Origin of the sequence: Paenibacillus sp. RC84, assembly GCF_041260495.1 — a bacterium.
Lineage (GTDB): Bacteria > Bacillota > Bacilli > Paenibacillales > NBRC-103111 > Paenibacillus_F.
Window position 1 is genome coordinate 1 of record NZ_JBGBYL010000014.1, and the last position, 24,078, is coordinate 24,078.

20 protein-coding genes and 1 riboswitch are annotated in these 24,078 nt (G+C 55.5%); of the genes, 17 read left to right on the plus strand and 3 right to left on the minus strand.

The annotated features are described in order from the left end of the window. Window positions 1-517: 517 nt before the first annotated feature. Window positions 518-620, plus strand: a riboswitch (purine riboswitch). A 160-nt stretch (window positions 621-780) separates the two neighbouring features. The 12 genes from purE (at window position 781) to purD (ending at window position 14,701) form a co-directional block, all read left to right on the plus strand. Continuing rightward, complete coding sequence (gene purE / locus ABH899_RS26450) at window positions 781-1,266, plus strand: 5-(carboxyamino)imidazole ribonucleotide mutase (protein ID WP_217561916.1); 486 nt, start codon at window positions 781-783, stop codon at window positions 1,264-1,266. 236 nt (window positions 1,267-1,502) lie between these two features. Beyond that, entirely contained in the window at window positions 1,503-2,666 is a 1,164-nt protein-coding gene (purK, locus tag ABH899_RS26455; RefSeq protein ID WP_370001829.1) for a 5-(carboxyamino)imidazole ribonucleotide synthase, read from the plus strand. 96 nt (window positions 2,667-2,762) lie between these two features. Then, entirely contained in the window at window positions 2,763-4,058 is a 1,296-nt protein-coding gene (purB, locus tag ABH899_RS26460) for an adenylosuccinate lyase (RefSeq protein ID WP_009675278.1), read from the plus strand. 30 nt (window positions 4,059-4,088) lie between these two features. Then, window positions 4,089-4,982, plus strand: a complete 894-nt coding sequence (locus tag ABH899_RS26465) for a phosphoribosylaminoimidazolesuccinocarboxamide synthase (RefSeq protein WP_009675271.1) — start codon at window positions 4,089-4,091, stop codon at window positions 4,980-4,982. A 351-nt stretch (window positions 4,983-5,333) separates the two neighbouring features. Continuing rightward, window positions 5,334-5,573, plus strand: a complete 240-nt coding sequence (gene purS / locus ABH899_RS26470; RefSeq protein ID WP_009675257.1) for a phosphoribosylformylglycinamidine synthase subunit PurS — start codon at window positions 5,334-5,336, stop codon at window positions 5,571-5,573. A gap of 20 nt (window positions 5,574-5,593) precedes the next feature. Beyond that, window positions 5,594-6,289, plus strand: coding sequence for a phosphoribosylformylglycinamidine synthase subunit PurQ (gene purQ, locus ABH899_RS26475; protein WP_009675266.1), 696 nt, complete (start codon window positions 5,594-5,596; stop codon window positions 6,287-6,289). After that, window positions 6,267-8,510, plus strand: coding sequence for a phosphoribosylformylglycinamidine synthase subunit PurL (gene purL / locus ABH899_RS26480; RefSeq protein ID WP_370001747.1), 2,244 nt, complete (start codon window positions 6,267-6,269; stop codon window positions 8,508-8,510). The genes purQ and purL overlap by 23 nt, the downstream gene beginning before the upstream one ends. Then, window positions 8,495-9,976 carry an amidophosphoribosyltransferase gene (purF, locus tag ABH899_RS26485; RefSeq protein ID WP_016423613.1) on the plus strand — a complete coding sequence of 494 codons (1,482 nt, stop codon included), beginning with the start codon at window positions 8,495-8,497 and terminating at the stop codon, window positions 9,974-9,976. Before purL ends, purF begins: the two co-directional genes overlap by 16 nt. 123 nt (window positions 9,977-10,099) lie before the next feature. Continuing rightward, entirely contained in the window at window positions 10,100-11,140 is a 1,041-nt protein-coding gene (purM, locus tag ABH899_RS26490; RefSeq protein WP_009675259.1) for a phosphoribosylformylglycinamidine cyclo-ligase, read from the plus strand. A gap of 1 nt (window position 11,141) precedes the next feature. After that, window positions 11,142-11,780, plus strand: a complete 639-nt coding sequence (gene purN / locus ABH899_RS26495) for a phosphoribosylglycinamide formyltransferase (protein WP_370001750.1) — start codon at window positions 11,142-11,144, stop codon at window positions 11,778-11,780. 88 nt (window positions 11,781-11,868) lie between these two features. After that, window positions 11,869-13,413, plus strand: a complete 1,545-nt coding sequence (gene purH, locus ABH899_RS26500; RefSeq protein ID WP_370001752.1) for a bifunctional phosphoribosylaminoimidazolecarboxamide formyltransferase/IMP cyclohydrolase — start codon at window positions 11,869-11,871, stop codon at window positions 13,411-13,413. 19 nt (window positions 13,414-13,432) lie between these two features. After that, window positions 13,433-14,701, plus strand: a complete 1,269-nt coding sequence (purD, locus tag ABH899_RS26505; protein ID WP_370001754.1) for a phosphoribosylamine--glycine ligase — start codon at window positions 13,433-13,435, stop codon at window positions 14,699-14,701. Between the two features lie 390 nt (window positions 14,702-15,091). Here the strand turns inward: purD and ABH899_RS26510 are convergent, their stop codons facing one another. After that, window positions 15,092-15,244: a hypothetical protein gene (locus ABH899_RS26510; protein ID WP_370001756.1), complete on the minus strand. Its 153-nt coding sequence runs from the start codon at window positions 15,242-15,244 to the stop codon at window positions 15,092-15,094. A 309-nt stretch (window positions 15,245-15,553) separates the two neighbouring features. On the opposite strand from ABH899_RS26510, the gene ABH899_RS26515 reads away from it, so the two are divergent. Beyond that, window positions 15,554-16,780, plus strand: coding sequence for a stalk domain-containing protein (locus tag ABH899_RS26515; protein ID WP_370001757.1), 1,227 nt, complete (start codon window positions 15,554-15,556; stop codon window positions 16,778-16,780). 71 nt (window positions 16,781-16,851) lie between these two features. On the opposite strand, the gene ABH899_RS26520 is transcribed toward ABH899_RS26515, so the two are convergent. Both ABH899_RS26520 and ABH899_RS26525 read right to left on the minus strand, forming a co-directional pair. Continuing rightward, entirely contained in the window at window positions 16,852-17,280 is a 429-nt protein-coding gene (locus tag ABH899_RS26520; protein ID WP_370001759.1) for a thiol-disulfide oxidoreductase DCC family protein, read from the minus strand. Window positions 17,281-17,779: 499 nt separating this feature from the next. Next, window positions 17,780-18,049, minus strand: coding sequence for a hypothetical protein (locus ABH899_RS26525; protein WP_370001761.1), 270 nt, complete (start codon window positions 18,047-18,049; stop codon window positions 17,780-17,782). A 627-nt stretch (window positions 18,050-18,676) separates the two neighbouring features. Here ABH899_RS26525 and ABH899_RS26530 point away from each other — a divergent pair. From ABH899_RS26530 to rlmD, 4 genes are all read left to right on the plus strand, one after another. Continuing rightward, window positions 18,677-18,967, plus strand: a complete 291-nt coding sequence (locus ABH899_RS26530) for a YerC/YecD family TrpR-related protein (protein ID WP_009675256.1) — start codon at window positions 18,677-18,679, stop codon at window positions 18,965-18,967. A gap of 488 nt (window positions 18,968-19,455) precedes the next feature. Next, a complete protein-coding gene (locus tag ABH899_RS26535) occupies window positions 19,456-20,244 on the plus strand; it encodes a sirohydrochlorin chelatase (protein ID WP_016423611.1) in 789 nt (262 codons plus the stop codon). Window positions 20,245-20,253: 9 nt separating this feature from the next. Continuing rightward, on the plus strand, window positions 20,254-21,183 hold the full coding sequence (locus ABH899_RS26540; RefSeq protein ID WP_009675265.1) for a diacylglycerol kinase: 930 nt from the start codon (window positions 20,254-20,256) through the stop codon (window positions 21,181-21,183). 5 nt (window positions 21,184-21,188) lie between these two features. Further along, a complete protein-coding gene (gene rlmD, locus ABH899_RS26545; protein ID WP_370001764.1) occupies window positions 21,189-23,603 on the plus strand; it encodes a 23S rRNA (uracil(1939)-C(5))-methyltransferase RlmD in 2,415 nt (804 codons plus the stop codon). Window positions 23,604-24,078 lie beyond the last annotated feature (475 nt).

Sequence of the window (24,078 nt, forward strand, 5' to 3'; positions counted from 1 at the left end):
CGACCGTTAAGCCTTCCAGCGCCGATGGTACTTGGACCGAAGGGTCCTGGGAGAGTAGGACGTTGCCAAGCAAATGAGAGTCCTTTTGAACGTAAGCGTTCAAGAGGGCTCTTTTTGTTTTGTTCTACTTTTTACTAATCAAAGGTCCCTTTTCTTAAAAAGATCTCTACTTAATGACTGCTTGATGTGTTTTATTTAAAACTGGTGGTCCTGTAAACAGAGAGTGTAAGCCAATTGTTGAAAGAAGTCGAATGAAATAAGAAATTGTTTTCGCAGGGTCGAGGACTTATAAAAAAAGCATATATTAAAGAGCAGCGGCCTGTAAATTTAAGGATAAATAAGCATGCTTTTTCACTAAACTGTTTAAGGAAAACGGTTTTGAAGAGCCTTTCAGAAGGCTTTTAAGAACAGAAAGCGAACTTTACTTCTTTTTCATGAATTGAATGTTCGTATTTCGTTTGACAGGCAAAAAGGTAACTGGTACACTAGAGGAGCGACAATACCTGACAAAACACGTAAATATAGATGTTTACAATCTCGTATAATCATCGGGGATATGGCCCGAAAGTTTCTACCCAAAAGCCGTAAAGTTTTGGACTACGAGAGCGAAGCGAGGGGATCCCAGACGGGGGTGCCTTATGTTTGTGTCTCTTGCAGTCCGGCAGATAGAAGGAAGCAATCTATCTCTGGGCTTTTTTTGCGTCCGGGGATGAAAAGCTGAGGCTTGGGGCTTTCTATTTAAAGTGGTTACCAATATGATAGAAAAGGCGGGTTACGGAGATGTCAGCACGAGTTGGAGTCATTATGGGAAGTAAATCGGATTGGGAAACGATGAAGCATGCTTGCGATGTGCTGGACGAATTCGGCATCCCTTATGAGAAAAAAGTCGTGTCGGCACACCGTACACCGGACTTGATGTTCCAATATGCCGAGCAGGCTGCTGAGCGCGGACTGCGGGTCATTATCGCGGGTGCGGGAGGCGCCGCTCACCTGCCGGGCATGGTGGCAGCGAAGACGGAGCTGCCGGTTATAGGGGTTCCCGTTAAAAGCAGAGCGCTGAACGGGCTGGATTCCCTTCTCTCGATCGTACAGATGCCGGCGGGTATTCCCGTGGCCACTGTAGCGATCGGAGAGGCAGGAGCCGCGAATGCCGGACTGCTGGCGGCGCAAATTCTTGGAGCATTCGAGCCCGAGCTTCAAAATAAAGTGCGTGAGCGCCGCGAACGCATCAAAGCACAAGTGTTGGAAGCGAGTGAGCTTGAATGACAGCGAAGAACAGCGGAGAAAAAACAGCAAAGGGTAAGTTGAACGGGAGCTTAACTAACAGCGAAGGTTTAAACCGAGCAGGACAGACGGACGGCTCTTACTTTGGAACTAATGGTTCAACGTCCCTGCCGACCCAGTCCACCTCAGTCCAGGCACCCCAAGCTGAGACAGGGAAAGAATCCAAAGCTGCGACAGCGGTGCAGGACGCCACTGCCGCGGCTGCGGGCACATCTTCCATGCAGCACAGAGTCATCCCGCCCGGAAGCACCATCGGTGTGCTGGGCGGCGGCCAGCTCGGCCGCATGCTGGCGCTTGCGGGCCGAAACATGGGCTACCGGTTCGTTACACTCGAACCGGGCGCAGACTCGCCGTGCGGACAAGTGGCCGACCGGCAGATCCAGGCTTCGTACGGAGACGTGGACGCGGCGCGCGAGCTTGCGAGAGTGTCCGACGTCATCACGTACGAATTCGAGAACGTCGACGCCGCGGTGACGAAGCTGCTGACGCAGGAAGCCTATGTGCCGCAGGGCAGCGCCTTGCTGTACACGACGCAGCACAGGCTTCGCGAAAAGCGTGCGATCGAGGCAGCCGGCGTGAGGGTGGCCCCATATGCCGAAATTGCCAGCGAAGAGGATCTTCGCGTTGCTGTCGGCAAATTCGGCACCCCCTGCGTGCTGAAGACCGCGACCGGCGGATACGACGGCAAAGGCCAGTGGGTCATCCGCTCGGCGGATGAGATACCCGACGCTTTTGCCGAGCTGAGCCGGGCGGGTACGGATCTGGTACTCGAGCAGTTCATCCGGTTCGAGAAGGAAATTTCGGTAATCGCGGCGCGGAGTCCCCGCGGAGAGGTGAAAGCTTTTCCGGCAGCGGAAAATATCCATGTCGAGAATATTTTGCATATGTCGATCGTGCCGGCTCGGATCAGCGCATCCGTTCAAGAGGAAGCCGAACGTCTGGCGATCCGCATCGCGGAGTCGATGAAAGCGGTCGGGTTGATCGCCGTTGAGATGTTTTTGACGAAGGACGGGGAGTTGTTCGTGAACGAGCTCGCACCAAGGCCGCACAACTCCGGACATTATACGATGGAAGCCTGCCTGACTTCGCAGTTTGAGCAGCACGTACGGGCTATCTGCAATCTGCCTCTCGGTCCTACGGAACTGTTGACACCGGTAGTGATGGTGAATGTGCTCGGAGAGCATATGGAACCTCTGCTGAACTGGTTCTGTTCCGAGGAAAGCGCAGCCTCCGATTCGGGGGTAACGCCAAAGCTTCATTTGTACGGAAAAGACGAAGCCAAGACGAAGCGCAAGATGGGGCACATTAACCTTCTTACGGACGATACGGCGAAAGCTGCCGAATGGATGGAACGTACGGGTATCTGGGATTCTATAAGTTAGGTTCACGAGCCAGTCCATTGAACAGGAGCAAGAACGGAAGTTCGAGGCACAAAAAAAGGGTTCCAACCCAATCGAAATACAGATGGAGGGTTAACGATGATCGAAAGATACAGCCGGCCAGAAATGGTCAACATTTGGACGGAAGAAAACAAATTCAAGGCGTGGCTTGAAGTTGAAATTCTCTCCTGCGAGGCTTGGGCAGAGCTAGGCGTCATTCCTAAGGAAGACGTGAAAGAACTGCGCGCCAAAGCGGATTTTGATATGGACCGCATTTATGAAATCGAGCAGGAAACCCGTCACGACGTGATTGCCTTCACTCGCGCGGTATCCGAGAAGCTCGGTCCCGAGCGCAAATGGGTGCACTATGGCCTGACTTCCACGGACGTTGTGGATACGGCTCTGGGCTACCTTTTGAAACAGGCGAACGAGATTCTTGAAAAAGATCTTCTCAACTTCATCGGAATTCTTAAAAACAAAGCGATCGAGCACAAGCATACCGCCATGATGGGACGCACGCACGGCGTTCATGCCGAGCCGACTACCTTCGGTCTGAAAATGGCCCTGTGGTATGAAGAAATGAAACGGAACCTGGAGCGTTTCCGTTTTGCGGCGGACGGTGTGCAGTACGGTAAGATTTCCGGTGCTGTCGGCACTTACGCGAACATCGATCCTTTCGTGGAGCGCTACGTGTGCGAGCATCTGGGTACGAACCCGGCTCCGATTTCGACACAGACCCTTCAGCGCGACCGTCATGCGGAATATATGGCCACTCTCGCCCTGATCGCCACGTCTTTGGACAAGTTCGCGACAGAGGTGCGCGCCCTTCAGAAGAGCGAGTTCCGCGAAGTCGAGGAAGCTTTCGCCAAAGGACAAAAAGGTTCGTCGGCTATGCCTCACAAACGGAATCCGATCGGATCGGAGAATATTTCCGGTTTGTCCCGCGTCATCCGCGGTCACATGGTTTCCGCTTATGAGAACGTCACGCTGTGGCACGAGCGCGATATTTCGCACTCCTCCGTCGAGCGCATTATTTTGCCGGATGCGACGATCCTGCTCAATTATATGCTCAACCGTTTCGGCAACATCGTGAAGAACCTGACGGTGTTCCCTGAGAATATGAAGCGCAACATGCAGAGCACGTACGGCGTACCTTTCTCCGGCCGCGTTATGACGAAGCTGATCGACAAGGGTTTCAGCCGCGAGCAGGCCTACGATACGGTACAACCTCGCGCCATGCAGGCCTGGGAAGAGCAGCGTTCGTTCCGCGAAATCGTGGAAAACACCGCTGCAATCACCGAGCTGCTGAATGCGGAGGAAATCGAAGACTGCTTCAACCCAAGCTGGCACCTGAAGCATGTGGATACGATTTTTGACCGTCTGGGCTTAAAATAATTCAGAACTTCTGCTTGGGAGGACGCAAACATGGGCGCATCCGTCGCATTGTCGACCGCCGAACATCTCATTAAAGCCCCTTTGGTATACAAAGGCAAAGTCCGTGAATTGTACGACTTAGGGGAGCATTTCCTGATCGTCGTCACGGACCGCATCTCCGCTTTCGACTATGTGCTGGACCCGGCTGTGCCGGATAAGGGCAACGTGCTCAACACGCTGAGCAAGTTCTGGTTTGAGCTGACGACGCCTTTTATGGAAAATCACGTGGTGCACTGCGACGTCGAGCTCCTGGGGGATCTTGTAACGGAGCCGGCGCTTCTGAAAGACCGTGTAATGGTCACCAAAAAAGCGACCCGCATTCCGGTTGAATGCGTCGTGCGCGGCTATATTACCGGCGGAGGCTGGCGCCAGTACCAGGAAACCGGCATGATCAACGGTATCCGGCTTCCGGAGGGGCTACGCAAAAACCAGGTGCTGGAGCACCCGATCTTCACTCCGGCCGCGAAGAACGATGTCGGTCACGACGAGGACATCACCTACGATCAAATGTGCGAGCTGGTCGGCGAGAAGGTAACGGAGCAGCTGATGACCAAAAGCGTCATGCTCTACACCCTCGCTCATACGTATTGCGAGCACCGCGGCATCATTTTGGCGGATACAAAGTTCGAATTCGGCTTTATCGGCAACGAGCTGATTCTGATCGACGAAATTTTCACGCCGGATTCTTCGCGCTACTGGGCTAAGGATAAGTACGAGCTGGATACGGAAATCGATTCGATGGACAAAGAACCTGTCCGCACGTATCTGGCGAACTCCGGCTGGGACAAGAACAGCGCACCGGATCCGCTTCCGGATTCCGTGGTGGAGGAGACTTCCCGCAGATACCGCGAGATTTTACAGCGTTTAACGGAAGAAACCGAGTAAGAGAGAAGCTGCGCCGGGTTTTGTCGAGTGAGGCAGAGCCCGGTACAGGCTTATCGGTACGCGGTCCGTTAGCCGGGAGAGATGTGCAGGCGTCCGGCCAAGCCGACAGGCAGGCTGGGGTTTATCGGGTCTGTCGGGTCGTTAACTATCTTCGTCATGAAAGATAGACAGAACAGACGGTTAACCGCCTTTATAGCACAGCGATTTAAGAATAAATCGGCCTTATTTTTCAGGAGATTAACTTTTTCAAGGATAAAGAGTCAGAAGATTGAAAAAACAAGATGCCAAGAACGGTCAGACAGCCGCATGGAAGCACACGGCGATCGTGATACCAAGGGAGGACAAACCGTAATGAAAGCAACCGTCTATGTGACGATTAAGCAAAGTGTATTGGATCCGCAGGGAAATGCCGTTCAAGGCGCACTGCACTCGATGGGATTTGAAGAAGTCGGCAAAGTACGCGTCGGCAAGTATTTGGAGCTGGAACTGGATACGACGGACCGCGCGGAAGCGGAAGAGCGTTTGAAAGCTATGTGCGAGAAACTGCTGGCGAATACGGTCATTGAAGATTACCGCTTTGAGCTGAACTAACGGATCAGGAGGACTTTCCCATGAAATTTGCGGTACTGGTATATCCCGGTTCGAACTGTGACATCGATTGCTACAAGGCGGTCGAAGACACGGTAGGCGAACCCGTCGATTACGTGTGGCATACGGCCACGGACTTGTCCGAATACGACTGCATTCTCGTACCGGGCGGCTTTTCTTACGGCGACTATCTGCGCTGCGGCGCGATTGCCCGTTTTGCTTCGGTAACCCAGGCTCTGGTGAAAGCGGCGGAGCAGGGCAAATATATTCTTGGCATTTGCAACGGTTTTCAAGTCCTGACGGAAGCGGGCCTGCTGCCCGGCGCGCTGCTGCGCAACCGCTCGCTTAAATTCCGTTGTCATTCCACCCTGCTTAAAGTCGTGAATAACGCGACACCGTTCACTTCCGATTATGCGGAAGGCGAAGTGATCAACATTCCGATCGCGCACGGGGAAGGCAACTACTACTGCGACGAAGAGACGCTGCGCGAGCTTCAGCAGAACAATCAGATTGTTTTCCGTTATGAAACGGACACGAACCCGAACGGTTCGGTGGATGACATCGCGGGAATTTGCAGCAAAGAAGGCAACATTGTGGGCATGATGCCCCATCCGGAACGGGCCGTGGACGAAATTCTCGGTTCGGCTGATGGCAAACGGATGTTTACGTCGATTTTAAACGCTTGGAGGGAACAACATGGCACAGCAGTTAGCCGCTAAAGAACCGAACGCGGAGCAGATCGCCGAGCAGAAAATCTATAAGCAGATGGGCGTAACCGATGCGGAATACGATCAGATCTGCGGATTTCTCGGACGCAAGCCGAACTACGTGGAAATCGGCGTCTTCAGTGTAATGTGGTCGGAGCACTGCTCCTACAAAAATTCCAAGCCGCTTCTCCGCCGTTTTCCTACGACCGGCGAACGCGTATTGATGGGTCCTGGCGAGGGCGCGGGTATCGTGGATATCGGCGACAACCAGGCTGTCGTGTTCAAAATCGAAAGTCATAACCATCCGTCTGCGATAGAGCCGTACCAAGGCGCCGCAACGGGAGTAGGCGGCATTATCCGCGACATCTTCTCGATGGGCGCGCGGCCTGTAGCGCTTCTGAACTCCCTGCGTTTCGGACGTCTTCAGAACGACCGCGTTAAATATTTGTTCGAGCACGTTGTTTCCGGTATTGCCGGTTACGGCAACTGTATCGGAATCCCGACTGTGGGAGGCGAAGTTACCTTTGACGAAAGCTATGAAGGCAACCCGCTCGTCAACGCCATGTGCGTCGGTCTGATCGACCATGACAAAATCCAGCGCGGCGTAGCCAAAGGCGTAGGCAACCCGGTTTATTACGTCGGCCCGGCAACAGGCCGCGACGGTATTCACGGCGCGACCTTCGCGTCCGAAGAGCTGACGAGCGAATCCGAAGCGAAGCGTCCTGCCGTGCAGGTCGGCGATCCGTTCATGGAGAAGCTCGTGATGGAGTCCTGTCTGGAGCTGATCGACACGGGTATCGTGCTCGGTATTCAGGACATGGGCGCCGCAGGTCTGACCTGCTCCAGCGCGGAAATGGCGAGCAAGGCGGGCAACGGCCTGGAGCTGTACCTGGACGAAGTGCCGCAGCGCGAGGAAGGCATGACGCCTTACGAGATGATGCTGTCGGAGTCCCAGGAGCGTATGCTGTTCGTTATCGATCCGAAGGATGAAGCGCAGGCTCTCGAAATTTTCGAGCGCTGGGGCGTCATTTGCGCCAAAGTCGGCAAAGTGACCGACGACGGCCGCCTGAAGCTTTTCCATCAAGGTCAAATCGTGGGCGACATGCCGGTAACGGCACTTGTCGACGAGTGCCCGGTTTACAACAAACCGTCCGCCGTTCCCGCTTATTACACCGAGCAGGCGAACACGGACACGAGCCGTTACGAAGAAGTGACCGATCTGAACGGGGCGCTGAAAAGCATCCTGGGCTCTCCAACCGTGGCGAGCAAAGAGTGGGTCTATAACCAATACGATTACATGGTACGCACAAGCACGGCCGTACAGCCGGGCTCGGATGCGGCGGTTGTCACGATCCGCGGCACCCGCAAAGCGCTTGCCATGACAACGGACTGCAACAGCCGTTACGTGTATCTCGATCCGGAAGTAGGCGGACGCATCGCGGTCAGCGAAGCGGCGCGCAACATCGTCTGCTCGGGCGGAGAGCCTCTGGCCGTGACGGACAATTTGAACTTCGGAAGCCCGGAGAAGCCGGAAATTTTCTGGCAGCTGGAAAAAGCGGTCGACGGCATGGCCGAAGCGTGCCGCGAGCTGAGCACGCCGGTTATCGGCGGAAACGTGTCGCTGTACAACGAGAACGCGAAGGGCGCCATTTACCCGACGCCGGTTGTCGGCATGGTCGGTCTGATCCAGGACACGGATCACATTACGACTCAAGGCTTCAAGAACGAAGGCGACGTTATCGTCCTGCTGGGCGAAACGAAGGCCGAGCTCGGCGGAAGCGAGTTCCAGAAGGTCGTGCACGGCGTGGTCGAAGGCCGTCCGCCGCAGCTGGACCTGGAGACCGAGAAACGCCTCCACGCCGGCGTGCTTGCCGCGATCCGCGAAGGTCTGGTCGCTTCGGCGCATGACCTTTCCGAAGGCGGCCTGGCGGCTGCCGTAGCGGAAAGCAGCATCTCCGGCGGACTTGGCGCCGATGTGGACTTCCGCACGGTGCTGCGCGCGGATCATGCGCTCTTCAGCGAGAGCCAGTCCCGCATCCTGCTCAGCTGCCGTCCGGAGAAGCGCGAAGCGCTGATCGCCCTGCTTCAACAGAAGAACGTACAGGCGGAAGTTATCGGAACGGTAACCGGAACGAACGTGAAGGTCGACATTAACGGAAAACCTGCCGTTCAAGCCTCTATCTCGGAGCTGAGGCAGGTTTGGAAGGACGCGATACCATGTCTGATGCAGTAACATCGGGTAAGGGGCTGTGGACCGGTTCTTACTATAATGAAGGCCACGGCGGACATGACGGTCTGTTCGACAAGCTGAAAGAGGAATGCGGCGTGTTCGGTGTCTTCGGACATCCGGATGCGGCTTCCTTGTCCTACTACGGGCTGCACGCGCTGCAGCACCGGGGACAGGAGAGCGCCGGCATCTGTACGGCGGACGCGGATAATTTCCACTACTTCCGGGGCATGGGCCTCGTCAAGGAAGTGTTCGACCAGTCGAACCTGCCTACACTCGTCGGCACGTCGGCTATAGCCCACGTGCGTTACTCGACGGCAGGGGAGAGCAAGCTGGCGAACGCCCAGCCCTTGGTGTTCAAATACCGGGAGGGCGATCTCGCCGTAGCGACGAACGGCAACCTCGTGAACGCCGGCGAAATCCGCCGGCAGCTCGAAAAGCAGGGCTCGATCTTCCAGACGACGAGCGACACCGAAGTGGTCGCGCACCTTATCGCGCGCTCCAAGCACGATGATATCGTCGACGCGGTCAAAGACGCCCTGCAGCAGGTGATCGGCGCCTACGCGTTCCTGATCCTGACGAAGGACAAGCTGATCGCGGCGCTCGACCCGAACGGGCTGCGGCCTTTCGCGATGGGCAGGCTCGGCGACGCGTATCTGTTCGCGTCGGAGTCCTGCGCCTTCGACATCGTCGGCGGCACGTATATGCGCGATCTTCTGCCGGGCGAGCTGCTGGTCCTGGACAAGAGCGGGCTCACGGAAGACCGTTTCACGGAAAGTCAGACACGCGCTACATGCGCGATGGAATATATCTATTTCGCCCGTCCCGACAGCGACATCGACGCGATCAACGTCCACTCTGCCCGCAAGCGGATGGGCAAACGCCTCGCGTCGGAAGCGTTCGTGGACGCGGATCTGGTGACCGGCGTGCCGGATTCCAGCACGTCGGCCGCCATCGGTTTCGCCGAGCAGACCGGGATTCCTTATGAGCTCGGACTGATCAAAAACCGCTACACGGGCCGGACCTTTATCCAGCCGAGCCAGGAACTGCGGGAGCAGGGCGTGAAGATGAAGCTGAGCGCCGTGCGCAAGGTCGTGGAAGGCAAGCGCGTCGTCATGATCGACGATTCGATTGTCCGCGGAACGACTTCGCTGCGCATCGTTAACCTGCTCAGGGAAGCGGGAGCGACGGAAGTGCACGTGCGCATTTCCTCGCCGCCGTTCCAGAACCCGTGCTTCTACGGAATCGATACGCCGAGCCGCAAAGACCTGATCGCGGCGCAGAAATCGATCGAAGAGATCCGCCAGGCGATCAACGCGGACTCGCTGTACTTCCTCACTCAGGAAGGGCTGATCGACTCCATCGGCCGCAAGGACGGCGTGGAGAACGGCGGCTTCTGCACGGGCTGCTTCGATAATCGTTATGTTACTTACGTGAACGATAGCGAAGATGCGGTGGGCTGCGGCTGTTAAACTGCTGTGCTGCCGATACTTTTAACGATAGATCCAACAGTTACGCATCAAAAGATAATCAAGCATGGAAGGTATCGCCGCGTTTTGCCGGTGTGCTTTTCAAACCATTAGGGAGTGAGACAAGTGTCGGAGGCATATAAAAAAGCGGGTGTCGACATCGCGGCCGGTAACGAAGCCGTTGAACGGATGAAGAAACATGTGCAGAGAACATTCCGTCCGGAAGTGCTGACGGGACTCGGCGGATTCGGCTCTCTGTTCAGCCTGAACAAGGATAAATACGAAGAGCCGGTACTCGTATCGGGCACCGACGGTGTCGGAACGAAGCTCAAAATCGCGTTTGCGATGGACAAGCACGATACGATCGGGATCGATGCGGTGGCGATGTGCGTCAACGATATCGTGGTGCAGGGTGCGGAACCGCTCTTTTTCCTGGACTATCTGGCCTGCGACCGTGTCATTCCCGAGAAGATCGAAGCGATTGTAAAAGGGATTGCCGACGGCTGCGCGGAGTCCGGCTGTTCGCTGATCGGCGGAGAAACGGCGGAAATGCCGGGGATGTATACGCAAGGGGAGTATGACATTGCCGGTTTTACCGTAGGAATCGTGGATAAGAAAAAAATCATCGACGGCTCCACCGTCCGCCCCGGCGACGCCGTGATCGGTCTTGCTTCGAGCGGCGTGCACAGCAACGGCTTCTCGCTGGTGCGCAAGCTGCTTCTGGAAGAAAAGGGACACAGCCTGACGGACACGATCGACGAGCTTGGCGGAGTTCTCGGCGACGTGCTGCTCGAGCCGACGAAGCTGTATGTGAAGCCGGTTCTCGGCATTCTGGAGCAGGTGGGCATCAAAGGCGCCGCGCACATTACGGGCGGAGGCTTCCTGGAAAATATCCCGCGTACGCTGCCGGAAGGCGTGAACGTGAACATTCAGTACGGCTCCTGGCCGATTCTGCCGATCTTCTCTCTCATGCAGCGTGAAGGAAACATCACGAACAATGATATGTTCCGTACGTTCAACATGGGAATCGGCATGGTTATTATCGTGGCTCAGGAAGATGCGGAGAAGGCGCTGGAGATTGCCGCATCGCATGGTCATGACGCTTACCGGATCGGGGAAGTGACGGAAGGCGGCAAAATCGTGACGTTCGAAGGCGCGGAGGTCTAGAATGGGAAAACTGCGGATCGCCGTGTTTGCTTCGGGAAGCGGGTCGAATTTTCAAGCGGTCGCGGACGCCGTGCGCAGCGGCAGGCTTGAAGCGGAGCTCGCGCTGCTCGTCAGCGACCGGCCGCAGTCGAAAGTGGTGGAACGGGCAAAACAGGCGGACGTGCCTGTTTTCGCTTTTTCTCCCAAAGCGTACGACAGCCGGGAAGCTTACGAGACCGAAATCCTGCAACTTCTGCGGGAGAAGGAAATTGATCTGATCGTGCTCGCGGGTTACATGCGTATTTTGACGCCGGTGCTGGTGGAGCCGTTTTATGGCCGGATGATTAATGTGCATCCGTCTTTACTTCCGGCTTTTCCGGGAATCAAAGGGATCGACCAGGCGCTGGAATACGGCGTCAAAGTGACCGGCGTTACGGTGCATTACGTCGACGGCGGGCTCGATTCGGGTCCGATTATCGCCCAGCGTGCCCTCGAAATCCGGGAAGACGATACGGTGGACAGCTTGACCGGGCGCGTACATGCGGCGGAACATGAGCTGCTTCCTCTTGCGATCGGCTGGATCGCCGAAGGACGAGTGACGCTGGAAGGCCGACTTGTGCGTATTTCGGAACCGAAGACCGCCGAGGCAGCGGAGCAATAGAAGCAAGCTTTTTGTGCAAGGCGAGGTTTAATCGCGTTCAGTATACAAAGGTTCAAACTAGACTTTCCAACCCATAGGAGGAGAAATCGTGGCAATCAAAAGAGCGTTAATCAGCGTATCGGACAAAACGGGCATTGTGGAATTCGCGTCGGAGCTGGCAAAGCTGGGCGTCGAGCTTATTTCGACGGGGGGAACGAAGACCCTTCTGGAAAAAGAGGGAGTACCGGTCATCGGAATTTCCGACGTGACGGGATTTCCGGAAATTCTCGACGGGCGCGTAAAAACGCTGCATCCCGCCGTACACAGCGGCCTTCTGGCCATCCGTGACGATGCGGAGCACCGCAAAGTGATGGAAGAGCTGGGTCTGGGGTATATCGACCTCGTGATCGTTAACCTGTATCCATTTGCGGAAACCATCGCGAAGCCGGATGTGGAGTACGCGGATGCGGTGGAAAACATCGACATCGGCGGACCGACTATGCTGCGCTCGGCAGCGAAGAACCATGCTTTCGTCTCGGTCGTGGTGGATGCGGCCGATTATGACACGGTGCTTGCCGAAGTCCGTGAAACTGCCGATACGACACTCGAAACGCGCAAACGCCTGGCGGCGAAAGTTTTCCGTCACACGGCGGCTTACGATTCCCTGATCTCCGAATATTTGTCCGGACAAGTGGGCGAAGAGTTCCCGGAACGCTATACGGTTACGTATGAGAAGGTTCAGGACCTGCGCTACGGGGAAAATCCCCATCAGAAAGCGGCGTTCTACCGCAAACCGCTTGCCGGTGAAGGAAGCATCGCGACAGCGGAGCAGATTCACGGCAAAGAGCTTTCTTACAACAACATCAACGATGCGAACGCAGCCCTGCAAATCGTGAAAGAATTTACAGAGCCTGCCGTCGTCGCCGTGAAACATATGAACCCTTGCGGCGTCGGAATCGGCACGTCGGTGAAGGAAGCGTACGAGAAAGCATACGCGGCCGATCCTACGTCCATTTTCGGCGGAATTATTGCGGCCAACCGTCCGATCGACGGAGAAACGGCGCAGCTGCTGCACGAAATCTTCCTGGAAATCGTCATCGCGCCTGACTTTACGCCCGAAGCGCTTGAAATTCTCCAGAAGAAGAAAAACATCCGTTTGCTGAAGCTGGGCAACTTTACCGAAGGAGAGCGCAAGGCGCTGCACCTGGTCACTTCCGTAGAAGGCGGCATGCTCGTACAAGAGAGCGACGTTCACGCGATTTCGGAAGGCGATCTTAAGACGGCTACCGACCGCGAGCCGACGGAAGCCGAACTGAAGCAACTGCTGCTGGCCTGGAAAGTCGTCAAGCACGTGAAATCCAACGCGATCGTGCTGGTGACCGAGGACATGACGATCGGAATCGGCGCGGGCCAGATGAACCGTGTAGGCGCGGCCAAGATTGCCATCGAGCAGGCGGGCGAGAAAGCCAAGGGTGCGGTACTCGCGTCCGACGCGTTCTTCCCGATGGGCGATACGCTGGAAATTGCCGCGGCTGCGGGAATTACAGCCGTCATTCAGCCGGGCGGTTCGATCAAAGACGAAGAATCGATTAAAGTGGCAAACGATAAAGGCGTCGCTATGGTGATGACCGGCGTTCGTCATTTCAAACACTAGAAGCGGGAGGCGGGACACTATGCGCATATTGGTTATCGGCCGCGGAGGCCGGGAGCATGCGATCGTCTGGTCGCTTCGCAAAAGCCCGAAGGTGACGGCTCTGTTCTGCGCACCGGGCAACGGAGGCATTGCCGAATTGGCGGAATGTGTGCCGATTACGGAGTTCCAGTTTGCCGAGATCGCGGAATTCGTCCGTCAGAACGCCATCGATCTGGTCGTCGTGGGACCGGACGATCCGCTCTACGAAGGCATCGTGGATTACCTGGAAGAGCACGGCATCCGCGCATACGGACCGAACCGGGCGGCGGCGGAAATCGAAGGAAGCAAAGTATTTATGAAGCATCTGCTGAAAAAATACGAGATTCCTACGGCCGCTTATGAAGCGTTCGAGGACTACGAAGCTGCGCTTGCCTACCTGCGCAAGCTTGGAGCGCCGATCGTCATCAAAGCGGACGGACTGGCCGCGGGCAAAGGCGTAATCGTGGCTTCGACGCTGGAGGAAGCGGAGAAAGCGTTGAAGGAAATTATGGTCGAGAAGCAGTTCGGCGCTTCCGGCAACCGCGTCGTCATCGAAGAATTCCTGCAAGGACAAGAAATGTCCCTGCTGGCGTTCGTTGACGGCAATGTCGTGAAACCGATGGTGCCTTCTCAGGACCATAAGCCGGTTTTCGACGGCGACAAGGGACCCAACACCGGCGGCATGGGCACGTATTCGCCGGTGCCGCACATCCCGCAGGAGATCGTGCAGCAGGCGCTGGACACCATCGTGAAGCCGGCGGCCGAAGCGATGGTGAAGGAAGGGCGCCCGTTCCGCGGCGTGCTTTACGCGGGATTGATGATCACCGCGGACGGACCGAAGACGATCGAGTTCAACGCCCGCTTCGGCGATCCGGAGACGCAGGTTATCCTGCCCCGGCTGAAAACCGACCTGCTGGAGATCATTCTGGCGACACTCGAGGGCCGCTTAGCGGACCTTGAAATCGAGTGGAGCGAAGAAGCGGCCGTGTGCGTGATCCTCGCATCCGGCGGCTACCCCGGCTCGTACCCGAAGGGGCTGCCCATCGAGGGCCTGGACGCCGCAGGTGAAGCCCTCGTGTTCCATGCGGGTACGGCGCTTGAAGACGGCCGGCTGGTCACCAGCGGCGGCCGTGTGCTTGGCGTCACGGCGCTGGGCCGTGACATTGCCGATGCGCGCGAGAAGGCGTACGCCGCCGCGGACCGCATCTCCTTCGAAGGGAAGCAGAACCGGACGGATATCGCGCTGAAGGCACTGAACGCGATGAAGTAAAGGGCAGGCGGATGATGGTATCCGCCGCGTCTGCTGCGGGCAGGCGCCTTGCGGGTGCTCACCGTCATGGGGTGCAGTACCACACGCCGGGAGCTGCTTCACCGTCATGCGACGTAGCATCGTACGCCGGGAACTGCTCACCGTCATGCGACACAGCACCGTAAGCTGGGAACTGCTCACCGTCATGCGACGCAGTACCTCACGCTGGGGAGCTGCTCTCAGTGCGGTTGCTTCTACTAAAAGGAAGTTTGCTTTGGAGTTTAGGGTTAACCGAATAAACGCACGTGGCTTCCTTTCAAGGGAGTTACGTGCGTTTTTTTGTGGTTTTGGTCAGCGGCTAGTTAGTGTGTTCCATGTCGTGAGCAGAGTCTTCAGCAGAGAGCGCCTAATTTACGACTTGCGCTTCCTCGTTTCACGTTTGTTCAGCCAGTAGAGCTGAAGCTCGTTTCTTTTGCTATAGACAAAGTAAATGGCGAACAGGCAGCCCAAAATCATCACGATCGGAATCCAGTGCCCGCGTATAAATGTCCCAATAGTGCCCATATACGAAACCCTCCAATATACCGAAATACTTTGAAAAATTGTTTCTTATTATATAAATAAAAGAAGACACCGGCCGGTATTTTGATCACGGAAAATGCTAGGATCATGGCTTTCAAAGACGGAAGAGCAGAGCTATCCGGCTTAGTATGGCCTTAAACGGCAAGGATATTCACAAGGCGGATAGGCCCAAGCAGGGTGCCTAATCTACTTTAGAAACATTTTGTATCAATAATTCAAATAACCTATTTACAAGTTACATTATGTATCGTAAAGTAGAACAGAAAAGATTTGTATCTGGGAGGGTGAGAAATGAAAAAGTTAGTTTACGGATTGACTATGATGCTGGCTTTGTTCCTGCTTCCGCTTGCGGCTTCCGCAGCCTCTGGAACGCAGTTACAAGTCAACGACAAGGCAATCGGACTGTCGGCAGAACCACAAATTTCCGGTGATACGGCTTATGTAGATTTGGCACCGGTTCTTGGCAGTCTCGGCTACACTGTGCAGCAAAGCGTGTACGGTACAGGCTGGACCGTGTCCAAAGACGGTTCCAAAATCGAGCTGGTGTCCGGCTCAAGCTCTTTTGTAGTGAATGGGGAAAGTGTAAAAGCCGGGGCCACTGTTATTCAAGGCGGGAACAAGCTTAACCTGCAAGCCTTCGCGGACCTGACAGGACGCAAGCTGAAGGTGGACGGTGAAAAAGGACTTATTTCATTAAACGATACGCTTCAAACGAGCGTGCTGGAGACCCTTTACACGGGTACGCTGACGAGTTCCGCACAAGCTCCAAAAGCGCTGACCCAAGGTAACCAAGGCTATACGGGTTACATCAAGATCTTTTACCCGAACGGCAAAGTGTTCTACGACGGATATATGGTGAACAGCAAGTTTGAGGGCAAAGGAAAGTATTACGACTCGAACGGTGTACTCCGCTACGATGGAAACTGGAAAGATAACAAGTTCCACGGACAAGGCAAATCGTATTACGCCGATAAGCATCTGGAGTATGACGGTATGTGGAAAGCGGGTCTGAAGCAGGGATACGGCACCTACTACTGGGCGTGGGAACCTTGCGGCGAACCGCCGGGCAGCATAACGGGTTATAACAAGTATGTCGGTTTCTTCGATAAAGACGAGTTCGATGGCGTCGGCAAAATCGACTGGGCGGACGGAAGCAAGTTCGAAGGCTTTTTCTCCAAAGGTCAAATTAAATGTGCCGGAGTTTTCTACTGGACGGACGGCTGGAAATATGTCGGCATGTACAAAGACGGCAAGCGTGACGGCTTCGGAACGGAATACAACGAGAAGGGAACCGTCATCTATGAGGGCGGATTCCGCCAAAACTTGGCTGAAGGCTACGGACGTCTGTACGATGCCAAAGGAAACCTTTTGTATGAAGGTGAATTCGTAAACGGACATCCGAAGGGGGAAGCTACAGCGCGCACGCTGACGGGCTTCCAAGCTCAGTCCAATCAAAAATCATCGGAAGCTCAGCTGCAAATGCATACGCAAAACCAAATGGAAGTTACTTTCCAATAAGGCTGTAAAAGAAAATAACCGGCGTCTCGCGATGAGATGCCGGTTATTTGTTTTTGCGGGGAGCGGGGCGGTTAGTCCAGAAACCGCCGGCGCAGCTCCGGCGTGGGGAGCATGCACGCGTCCCGCTGCCCGAACCAGCGGTAGCGGTTGCGCGCGATCCAGCGGTACACCGCATCGCGGATCGGCTTCGGCACCGCTACGAAGCCGTACAGCAGCGGCCACGGGTACCGCAGCCGGCGCAGCACACGCAGTCCGGCGGACGACTGCGTGTAGACGCGGCCTCCTTCGATGAGCACGAAGGAATCGAAGGAGGCCGCAGGCAGGCCGTGCCGGGCAAGCAGCCGCTGCCCGGCTTCCGACTGCAGCGCCGCGAACCGGACTCGTCCGGCCGGGTCGCGGCGCACGGTGAACCGGACGGCGGCATTGCACAGGTTGCAGACGCCGTCGAACAAGACCACAGGCCCGGAGATGGCTTCCGGGCCGTGAAGTGGAGCCTTCATAGGGATCACCCGCCCGTCCTAGTGAGTATACGTCAAGTATATCACAGGGGAGCGGGGGGAGGCGGAGATGAAGGCGGCCTTGGTTGAGGGCCTCGGCCCGCCGAAACGCTAAAAGAGGCGCTGCGGCTTGCCAGCGGTGCTCGATAACTTTTGAAAGAGGAAATGGGAGACGGTTCAGCTCGGATTATATCCAAACATTTTCCTGTTTATTTTATGTAAATGGAGGAGAATTCTATATATTTTTTGTGCCGGAACCGATATAGTTCATGATTGTGGAAGAAATGCTGTGCTGCGGCTTTAAAGGAACGTTGATTGCAGAGCGTGTGTCTGTGCGAGGGCAGGCCGGTTGTCTGACAGCGGTAAACTGTCAGCCGTCAAACTGCCAACGGCGAACGGCGAACGAAGAACGATGAACTGTCTCAAGCAGTCGCGTCTCGCCATTAAGTTAAGGGCCCGGTATAAAAAAACCGGGTCCTGCTGGGAACCCGGTCTTATCCGCCTACCTGCGCGAGGACCGTGTACGGCGCTTGGTTGTTTTGCTTTTGCGCTTGGTCTGCGTGGATTTTCTTTTCTTTTTGCGCTTGGCGGCGGGTACGGTATTCGCGCGCTTGGTGGCGGCCTTCGCTCCGAAGCCGCTGAACATCAACTTGAGCATGGGAGCAAACTGCTGGACGGAGCCGACGAATTTTTGCACTTTGCCCATGGTCCCGATGACGCCTTCAATTCCGCCCATGCGGTCAATGAAGCCTTTGATCTGATTGATGTTCATGCCGCCTAAAAGGCCGCCGGCTCCTCCTCCTGAACTCCCGGCTGCAGCGGCCGGTGCGGCGGAATTAGCGGGTACGGGCAAATTCTGGCCGAATCCGGAAAATCCCGGGCCGCCTTGGGGGAAGCCTCCGCCTCCGGGGAACCCGTCGCCTGAAAAGCCTCCCCCCGGGAACCCGCCGCCTGAAAAGCCGCCTCCGGGGAACCCGCCGTCAGAAAAACCCCCGCCGGGAACTCCGCCGCCCTGGAAAGGAACTCCGCCCTGACCTCCTGCCTGACCCGGCGAGAACAAGCTTCTGGTTTGCACCTCCGGCTGTCGGCCGTGTTTCGGATAACGATAGCTCACTTGAATTCACGATCCTTTGCAAAGGATTTACTGCTATATCCTATGTGATAGGCAAACGTTTGGACTGGACGGATATCACGGGTATGTGGAAAATGTCACGGGAACCCGAACGGCCCCAATGTACACTACCAGGAGAAGGTCGCGATTTAGAGCGGTAACGCTTAAAAATTTTACTGTTTTGCAATTGTAAAGGAAGGAGATTATAATAAACCTGTCGAAATAGAAATTATTGTTCTACCGATTGTCCAGAAATACAAGATGAAATGGAATCTAGGGGTTGAAGATATGCAGTTGAAAAAACTAAATGATAAAGCGATTGACCAGCTTTTCGAGGCGATTCTTACATTGAATAGCCTGGAGGAATGCTATACATTTTTTGACGATCTTTGTACGGTGAATGAGATCCAGTCGCTGTCCCAGCGTCTGGAAGTGGCGCGGATGCTGCGCAAAGGCTGCACGTACAATCAGATCGAAGCCGAGACGGGCGCGAGCACGGCGACGATTTCGCGCGTAAAACGCTGCCTGAACTACGGAAACGATGGCTATGTGCTGACGCTGGATCGTCTGAATCGCTAGGGCGGCAGAGATGGGCGATGCCTGTTTTTCGCTCTCCAGCCGGCGGAGTACCGACTGGAAAATTTTATGAACAAAACGGGTTCTGTGAACGGCACCGAACCGGTACGGCTGTCAGGCATGCGGACAGCAGTTTTTGGGGATTGTCCACTGGTAGTGTACAAGTGATCGCTCATGTGAAACATTTTTTAGATGAAAACGATCATTCGATGCGATACCGGCAACAACAGAAGTTCGGCCGTCGCCCAGGTGACGTCAATCGGAAGCCGCAGGGTTGAACGGTCCCCATGCAGCGAGCTGCTCCGGAAAGCCTCTCCTTTTTTAATGGTAGTATTCGTATGCTTGGAGCGTTCGTTCCTTACAACAGCAGACCGCGTAAGGCTTAGAATCCCCCTCTTTACACCCGTAAATGGGGATTTTTCCTGTTTATTGACATAAGGGGCCAGTTTAGATAGCATGAAAGCAGGATGAACGGAAGCGGAGTGAAAGCCATGCGTACGTATGGGATTTTGGTGATCAGCCACGGCTCGCGGAGCCGGGAATGGGTGCAGCTGGTGGATGAAGCCGTAGCGGGGATGCGTGTCCCGGACGGCGTTCCGGTGTTCGGTTCTTTCCTGGAGCTTGTGGACGGACGGCTGATTCAAGACGGGATTACCTGGTTAGAAAATCGTGGTGTGACCGATCTGATCGTCATCCCGCTTTTTGTATCTAAAGGAAGCACGCATCTCGACGAGATCGCGTACGCGCTGGGCCTGAAGCCCGAGCCGCTTCTGCCGACGGACCTGGAACCGTTCGATATCAAGGCACGCGTGCATATGACGCCGCCTATGGATGAGGACGCCGAGCTGCTGGCGGAGATGGTGTATGAGAAAATCCGCAGCCTGTCGGAGGACCCGGAGCGGGAAATCGTGCTGCTTGTGGGACACGGCAGCGTCGAGCAGTTGTTTCATCTGGCGTGGCGAGGCAGTCTGGAGCGGATTGCCCAGGCTTTGAAAAAGACCGGCGGATTCGGAACGACGGACGTGGCGATGCTGCTGCCGGATCAGACGAAGCGGAAACTGGAATGGTGGCAGGAGCGGAAGCCCGGGCATGCGGTCATCATTGCGCCGCTTTTTTTAAGTGAGGGCTATTTTACGAGAGAAGTGATTCCTTCCAGGCTGGAAGGGTTTGACTACCGATATAACGGGCAATCTATACTGCCGAGTCCTAAGGTCAGCGAGTGGCTGGAGCGGCAGGTTGCCTCTTTTTTTAACCGGGACCATTATGAGCAAAAAAGGTGATAAAGAGAAATGGCCAAACGTGCTAGATTGATCTATAACCCGACTTCGGGTCGAGAAGAAATGCGCAAGCGCCTGCCGGAAATTCTGCAGCGTCTGGAGAGGGGCGGTTATGAAACGTCCACTCATGCGACTATCGGCGAGGGAGACGCGATGCTGGCGGCCTCACAGGCCGTGGACCGCGGGTTCGACCTCATCGTGGCGGCGGGCGGAGACGGAACGCTGTACGAAGTGGTAAACGGGATGGGCGAGAAGCCGAACCGGCCTCCGGTGGGCATTTTGCCGCTCGGAACGACGAACGATTTTGCCCGGGCTTTGAACATTCCGCGCGACTGGGAAGACGCCGTGGATCTTATCGTCCGCGGGTATACGAGACCGATCGATGTCGGTAAAGTGAACCAGAAATATTTTATCAATATTGCGGGCGGGGGCTCCATGACGGAGCTGACGTACGAAGTGCCCAGCAAGCTAAAAACTATGATCGGGCAGCTTGCCTACTATGTAAAAGGACTCGAAATGCTGCCGCGCCTGCGGCCGATTCACATGCATTTGAAGTCCGATGAAATGGAAATCAACGAGGACGTTATGCTGTTCCTCATTACCAATAGCAATTCCGTCGGGGGCTTTGAAAAACTGGCCGTCGACGCGAGCCTGAACGACGGGCTTTTCGACGTCATCGTGCTCAAAAAGTGCAACCTGCCGGAGTTTATCAAAATCGCCACCATGGCACTCAAAGGCGACCACACCAACGATCCGAACGTCGTCTATTTTCAGACGAGCAAGCTCGAAATTTCGTCCCCGGACTACGTGCAGATCAACCTGGACGGCGAGCTCGGCGGCACTCTGCCGGCGGTTTTCACCAACCTGCAGTCGCATATCGAGATCATTGTGGACGAGTCCGGTCTATCGACATATAAACATCAACGCAGATTAGGGAGTTAAATGATATGAGTAAAAATAAACGGCGGGGCGGCGCGTCTGCGGGGAAATCGCAGGGCGGGGCTTTGTCGGGGCAGAAGCGTGGCGGGTCGTCGGCGGGTAAGCGTCAGGGTGAAGCTTCGTGGAGTCAAAGCCGTGGCGGGGCATCCGTGGGCAAGAGACAGGACGAGGCGTCGCCAGGTCAAAACCGTGGTGGCACATCCATTGGCAAGCCGCAGGGCGGGCCGGGTGAACGCCGTGGCACGCTCCGAGGTGAGAATGCCGCTAAAGCAGCGGCTGACGGACGGAGCGAAGTGAATAGAACGCACATTGGGCAGGGCCGTGGAGGCGCTGCTCAGCGGGCGTTTGGCGGACGTGGCGAGGATAGCCGTGTGAAGCCTTACGGCGAGGCTGAGGCGACGCGTGGTGAGAGAGCTGGCAGCCGTGAGAGCGGCGGCAGAGCCCGGGCCGAGCGGACATCCGCGCCTCAAGCCGGAAGCAAGCGCTCCGCTGCGCTGGCCGGTCTGCCCGTGGAGAAGAACGGCGAGTATACCGCCGAGATCATCGGCATCGGGCATGACGGAGAAGGCGTAGGCCGCGTCGAAGGCTTTACCCTTTTCGTACCCGGTGCCCTGCCGGGTGAGCGGGTGCACCTCAAGGTGCTCAAGCTCAAAAAGCAGTACGGCTACGCCAAACTGCTGGAAGTGCTGGACTCTAGCCCGGAACGTGTCGGCGCGCCATGCCCGATTTACGACAAGTGCGGCGGCTGTCAGCTCCAGCATTTGGACTATGCGGCTCAACTGAAGGTGAAGCGCCAGCTCGTCGTGGACAACCTGGAGCGGATCGGGAAGCTTAAGGTGGCTAAAGAAGCGGATGCCGAGGCAGGAAATGTAGTTGGAGATGCTGCTGCCTTAAGTTCGGGTATGGTTGGCGGCAATACTACCCCGACGAGTGAGGGTTTTAAACCAGCAGATGAAGAAATCACTGTTCCCGAAGATAAAGTGATTAACGACGAAGCGTTGGAATCCAAAGAAGACGCAGACGATACTATAAGCGGAAGCGAGCTCCAGCCTTTGATGGACACGGAGTTTGTGGACGCCTCTGATTTGCTGGAGGATGAGGGCGATGGAAATTTAGCGGGTGATTCGCATGGGCAAGGTCAAACGGTGGGTAGAAAGAACATCAATACAGATAAAATTACTGAAGATAACACCACAGAAGATAACACCCATGGAGGTAACGCTGCTCTAGGAATAGGTGTTGCAACAGGAACAAGCTCCATTGATGAAGTCAGGGAAGATATCGACGAAAGTACTCTTGCAACGGGTGCGAAAAGCACAAACCTGCGCTACGGCGAATCGGCGGAGCCTCTGAAGCAAGAGAGAGTGTGTGCTTCCGAGGCGGACGGCATCGTCGTGTATCCGACCATCGGCATGAACGATCCGTGGAGATACCGGAACAAAGCTCAGGTTCCTTTTGGCGAGGAGCAGGGCGGGCTCGTAGGCGGTTTTTATGCGCAGGGAAGTCACCGGATTATCGACATGGAAGCCTGTCTGATCCAGCATGCGAATAACGACGAAGTCATCACCAAGGTAAAGGAAATTGGCCGCGGGCTCGGCATTCGTGCTTACCGGGAAGAAACGCACGAAGGGCTGCTTCGGCATGTCGTCGTAAAAGTCGGCTTCCGCACGGGTGAAATCATGGTTGTGCTCGTTACAAACGGAAAAGAGATCCCGCATGCGGAAGAATGGATCGAGCAGATTCGCGCCGCGATACCTGGCGTGGCAAGCATTTGCCAGAATGTCAACACCGGACGGACCAACGTCATCTTCGGAGCGACGACGCGCGTTCTCTGGGGCCGGGAAGTCATATACGACTATATCGGCGACGTCAAATTTGCTATCTCGGCCCGCTCGTTCTTCCAGGTTAACCCGGTACAAACCGAGGCGCTTTACGGGAAAGCGCTCGAATACGCCGGGCTGACCGGCGGTGAAACCGTCGTCGATGCGTACTGCGGCATCGGCACCATTTCGCTCTTCTTGGCGAAGCATGCCAAGAAGGTATATGGCGTCGAGATCGTACCGGAGGCGATCGAAGACGCGAAGCGCAACGCGGAGCTGAACGGCATCTGCAACGCGGAGTTTGCCGTGGGAGGAGCGGAGGACGTCCTCCCCGAGTGGCAGCGCGCGGGCGTCCGTCCCGACGTGATCGTCGTCGATCCGCCCCGCAAGGGCTGCGACGAGCGGCTGCTCGACACGATCCTCCAGCTCCGTCCGGAGCGCGTCGTCTACGTGTCTTGCAACGCCTCGACCCTCGCGCGCGATTTGCGCGTGCTCGAGGATGGCGAGTATCGCACCGTTTGCGTTCAGCCGGTGGATATGTTTCCGCATACCGTTCACATAGAATCGGTGGCTTTGTTAGTGAGGAATGGTACAGAAGGCTGAGAGAATAGCGGTGGAGCGGGTTTGGGGAGTAGTACAGATGAAATGAAAGTGTGAAACAGATACAAGAAAATATTAGAGTTGACTGATTGTTGACGAAAGAAATAGATTAATATTGAAAACACCTGTTATCGCAATCAGGTGTTTTTTCTTTAATTAGTGGGGGAGTGAATAGAACCGGCTAATTCTAGGGTGACAAGAGAAAAAGAGGTTTTTCCAGATTAGATGGTGCAATCATAGACTAAAGGTATCTCTGCGATGCTTTAGTTGCGTATAGGAAATTTTGGTATATTATGAGTGAGATAGTTCCTTATACTCCATATTTAAAAACGGAAGCTCTTCCTCTGTAAAAAAATATTTTTGAGTTCGTTTTTTGAAGAACGGGCCAACTCTAACGCCATTTCTCCGTCATTGGTGTTAAATGTCCCGAAATATTTCCATGTGTCATTATGATTCTCCATACTACCATCTTCCTTTC

What these genes read in the sequence shown, in the direction of transcription:
- purK (WP_370001829.1), top strand. Translation starts at nt 1,503, where the DNA reads ATGCAGCACAGAGTCATCCCGCCCGGAAGCACCATCGGTGTGCTGGGC.
- purD (WP_370001754.1), top strand. Translation starts at nt 13,433, where the DNA reads ATGCGCATATTGGTTATCGGCCGCGGAGGCCGGGAGCATGCGATCGTC.
- purN (WP_370001750.1), top strand. Translation starts at nt 11,142, where the DNA reads ATGGGAAAACTGCGGATCGCCGTGTTTGCTTCGGGAAGCGGGTCGAAT.
- purB (WP_009675278.1), top strand. Translation starts at nt 2,763, where the DNA reads ATGATCGAAAGATACAGCCGGCCAGAAATGGTCAACATTTGGACGGAA.
- ABH899_RS26465 (WP_009675271.1), top strand. Translation starts at nt 4,089, where the DNA reads ATGGGCGCATCCGTCGCATTGTCGACCGCCGAACATCTCATTAAAGCC.
- rlmD (WP_370001764.1), top strand. Translation starts at nt 21,189, where the DNA reads ATGAGTAAAAATAAACGGCGGGGCGGCGCGTCTGCGGGGAAATCGCAG.
- purL (WP_370001747.1), top strand. Translation starts at nt 6,267, where the DNA reads ATGGCACAGCAGTTAGCCGCTAAAGAACCGAACGCGGAGCAGATCGCC.
- ABH899_RS26525 (WP_370001761.1), bottom strand. Translation starts at nt 18,049, where the DNA reads ATGAACATCAATCAGATCAAAGGCTTCATTGACCGCATGGGCGGAATT.
- purQ (WP_009675266.1), top strand. Translation starts at nt 5,594, where the DNA reads ATGAAATTTGCGGTACTGGTATATCCCGGTTCGAACTGTGACATCGAT.
- ABH899_RS26510 (WP_370001756.1), bottom strand. Translation starts at nt 15,244, where the DNA reads ATGGGCACTATTGGGACATTTATACGCGGGCACTGGATTCCGATCGTG.
- purS (WP_009675257.1), top strand. Translation starts at nt 5,334, where the DNA reads ATGAAAGCAACCGTCTATGTGACGATTAAGCAAAGTGTATTGGATCCG.
- ABH899_RS26540 (WP_009675265.1), top strand. Translation starts at nt 20,254, where the DNA reads ATGGCCAAACGTGCTAGATTGATCTATAACCCGACTTCGGGTCGAGAA.
- purF (WP_016423613.1), top strand. Translation starts at nt 8,495, where the DNA reads ATGTCTGATGCAGTAACATCGGGTAAGGGGCTGTGGACCGGTTCTTAC.
- ABH899_RS26530 (WP_009675256.1), top strand. Translation starts at nt 18,677, where the DNA reads ATGCAGTTGAAAAAACTAAATGATAAAGCGATTGACCAGCTTTTCGAG.
- purE (WP_217561916.1), top strand. Translation starts at nt 781, where the DNA reads ATGTCAGCACGAGTTGGAGTCATTATGGGAAGTAAATCGGATTGGGAA.
- ABH899_RS26535 (WP_016423611.1), top strand. Translation starts at nt 19,456, where the DNA reads ATGCGTACGTATGGGATTTTGGTGATCAGCCACGGCTCGCGGAGCCGG.
- ABH899_RS26515 (WP_370001757.1), top strand. Translation starts at nt 15,554, where the DNA reads ATGAAAAAGTTAGTTTACGGATTGACTATGATGCTGGCTTTGTTCCTG.
- ABH899_RS26520 (WP_370001759.1), bottom strand. Translation starts at nt 17,280, where the DNA reads ATGAAGGCTCCACTTCACGGCCCGGAAGCCATCTCCGGGCCTGTGGTC.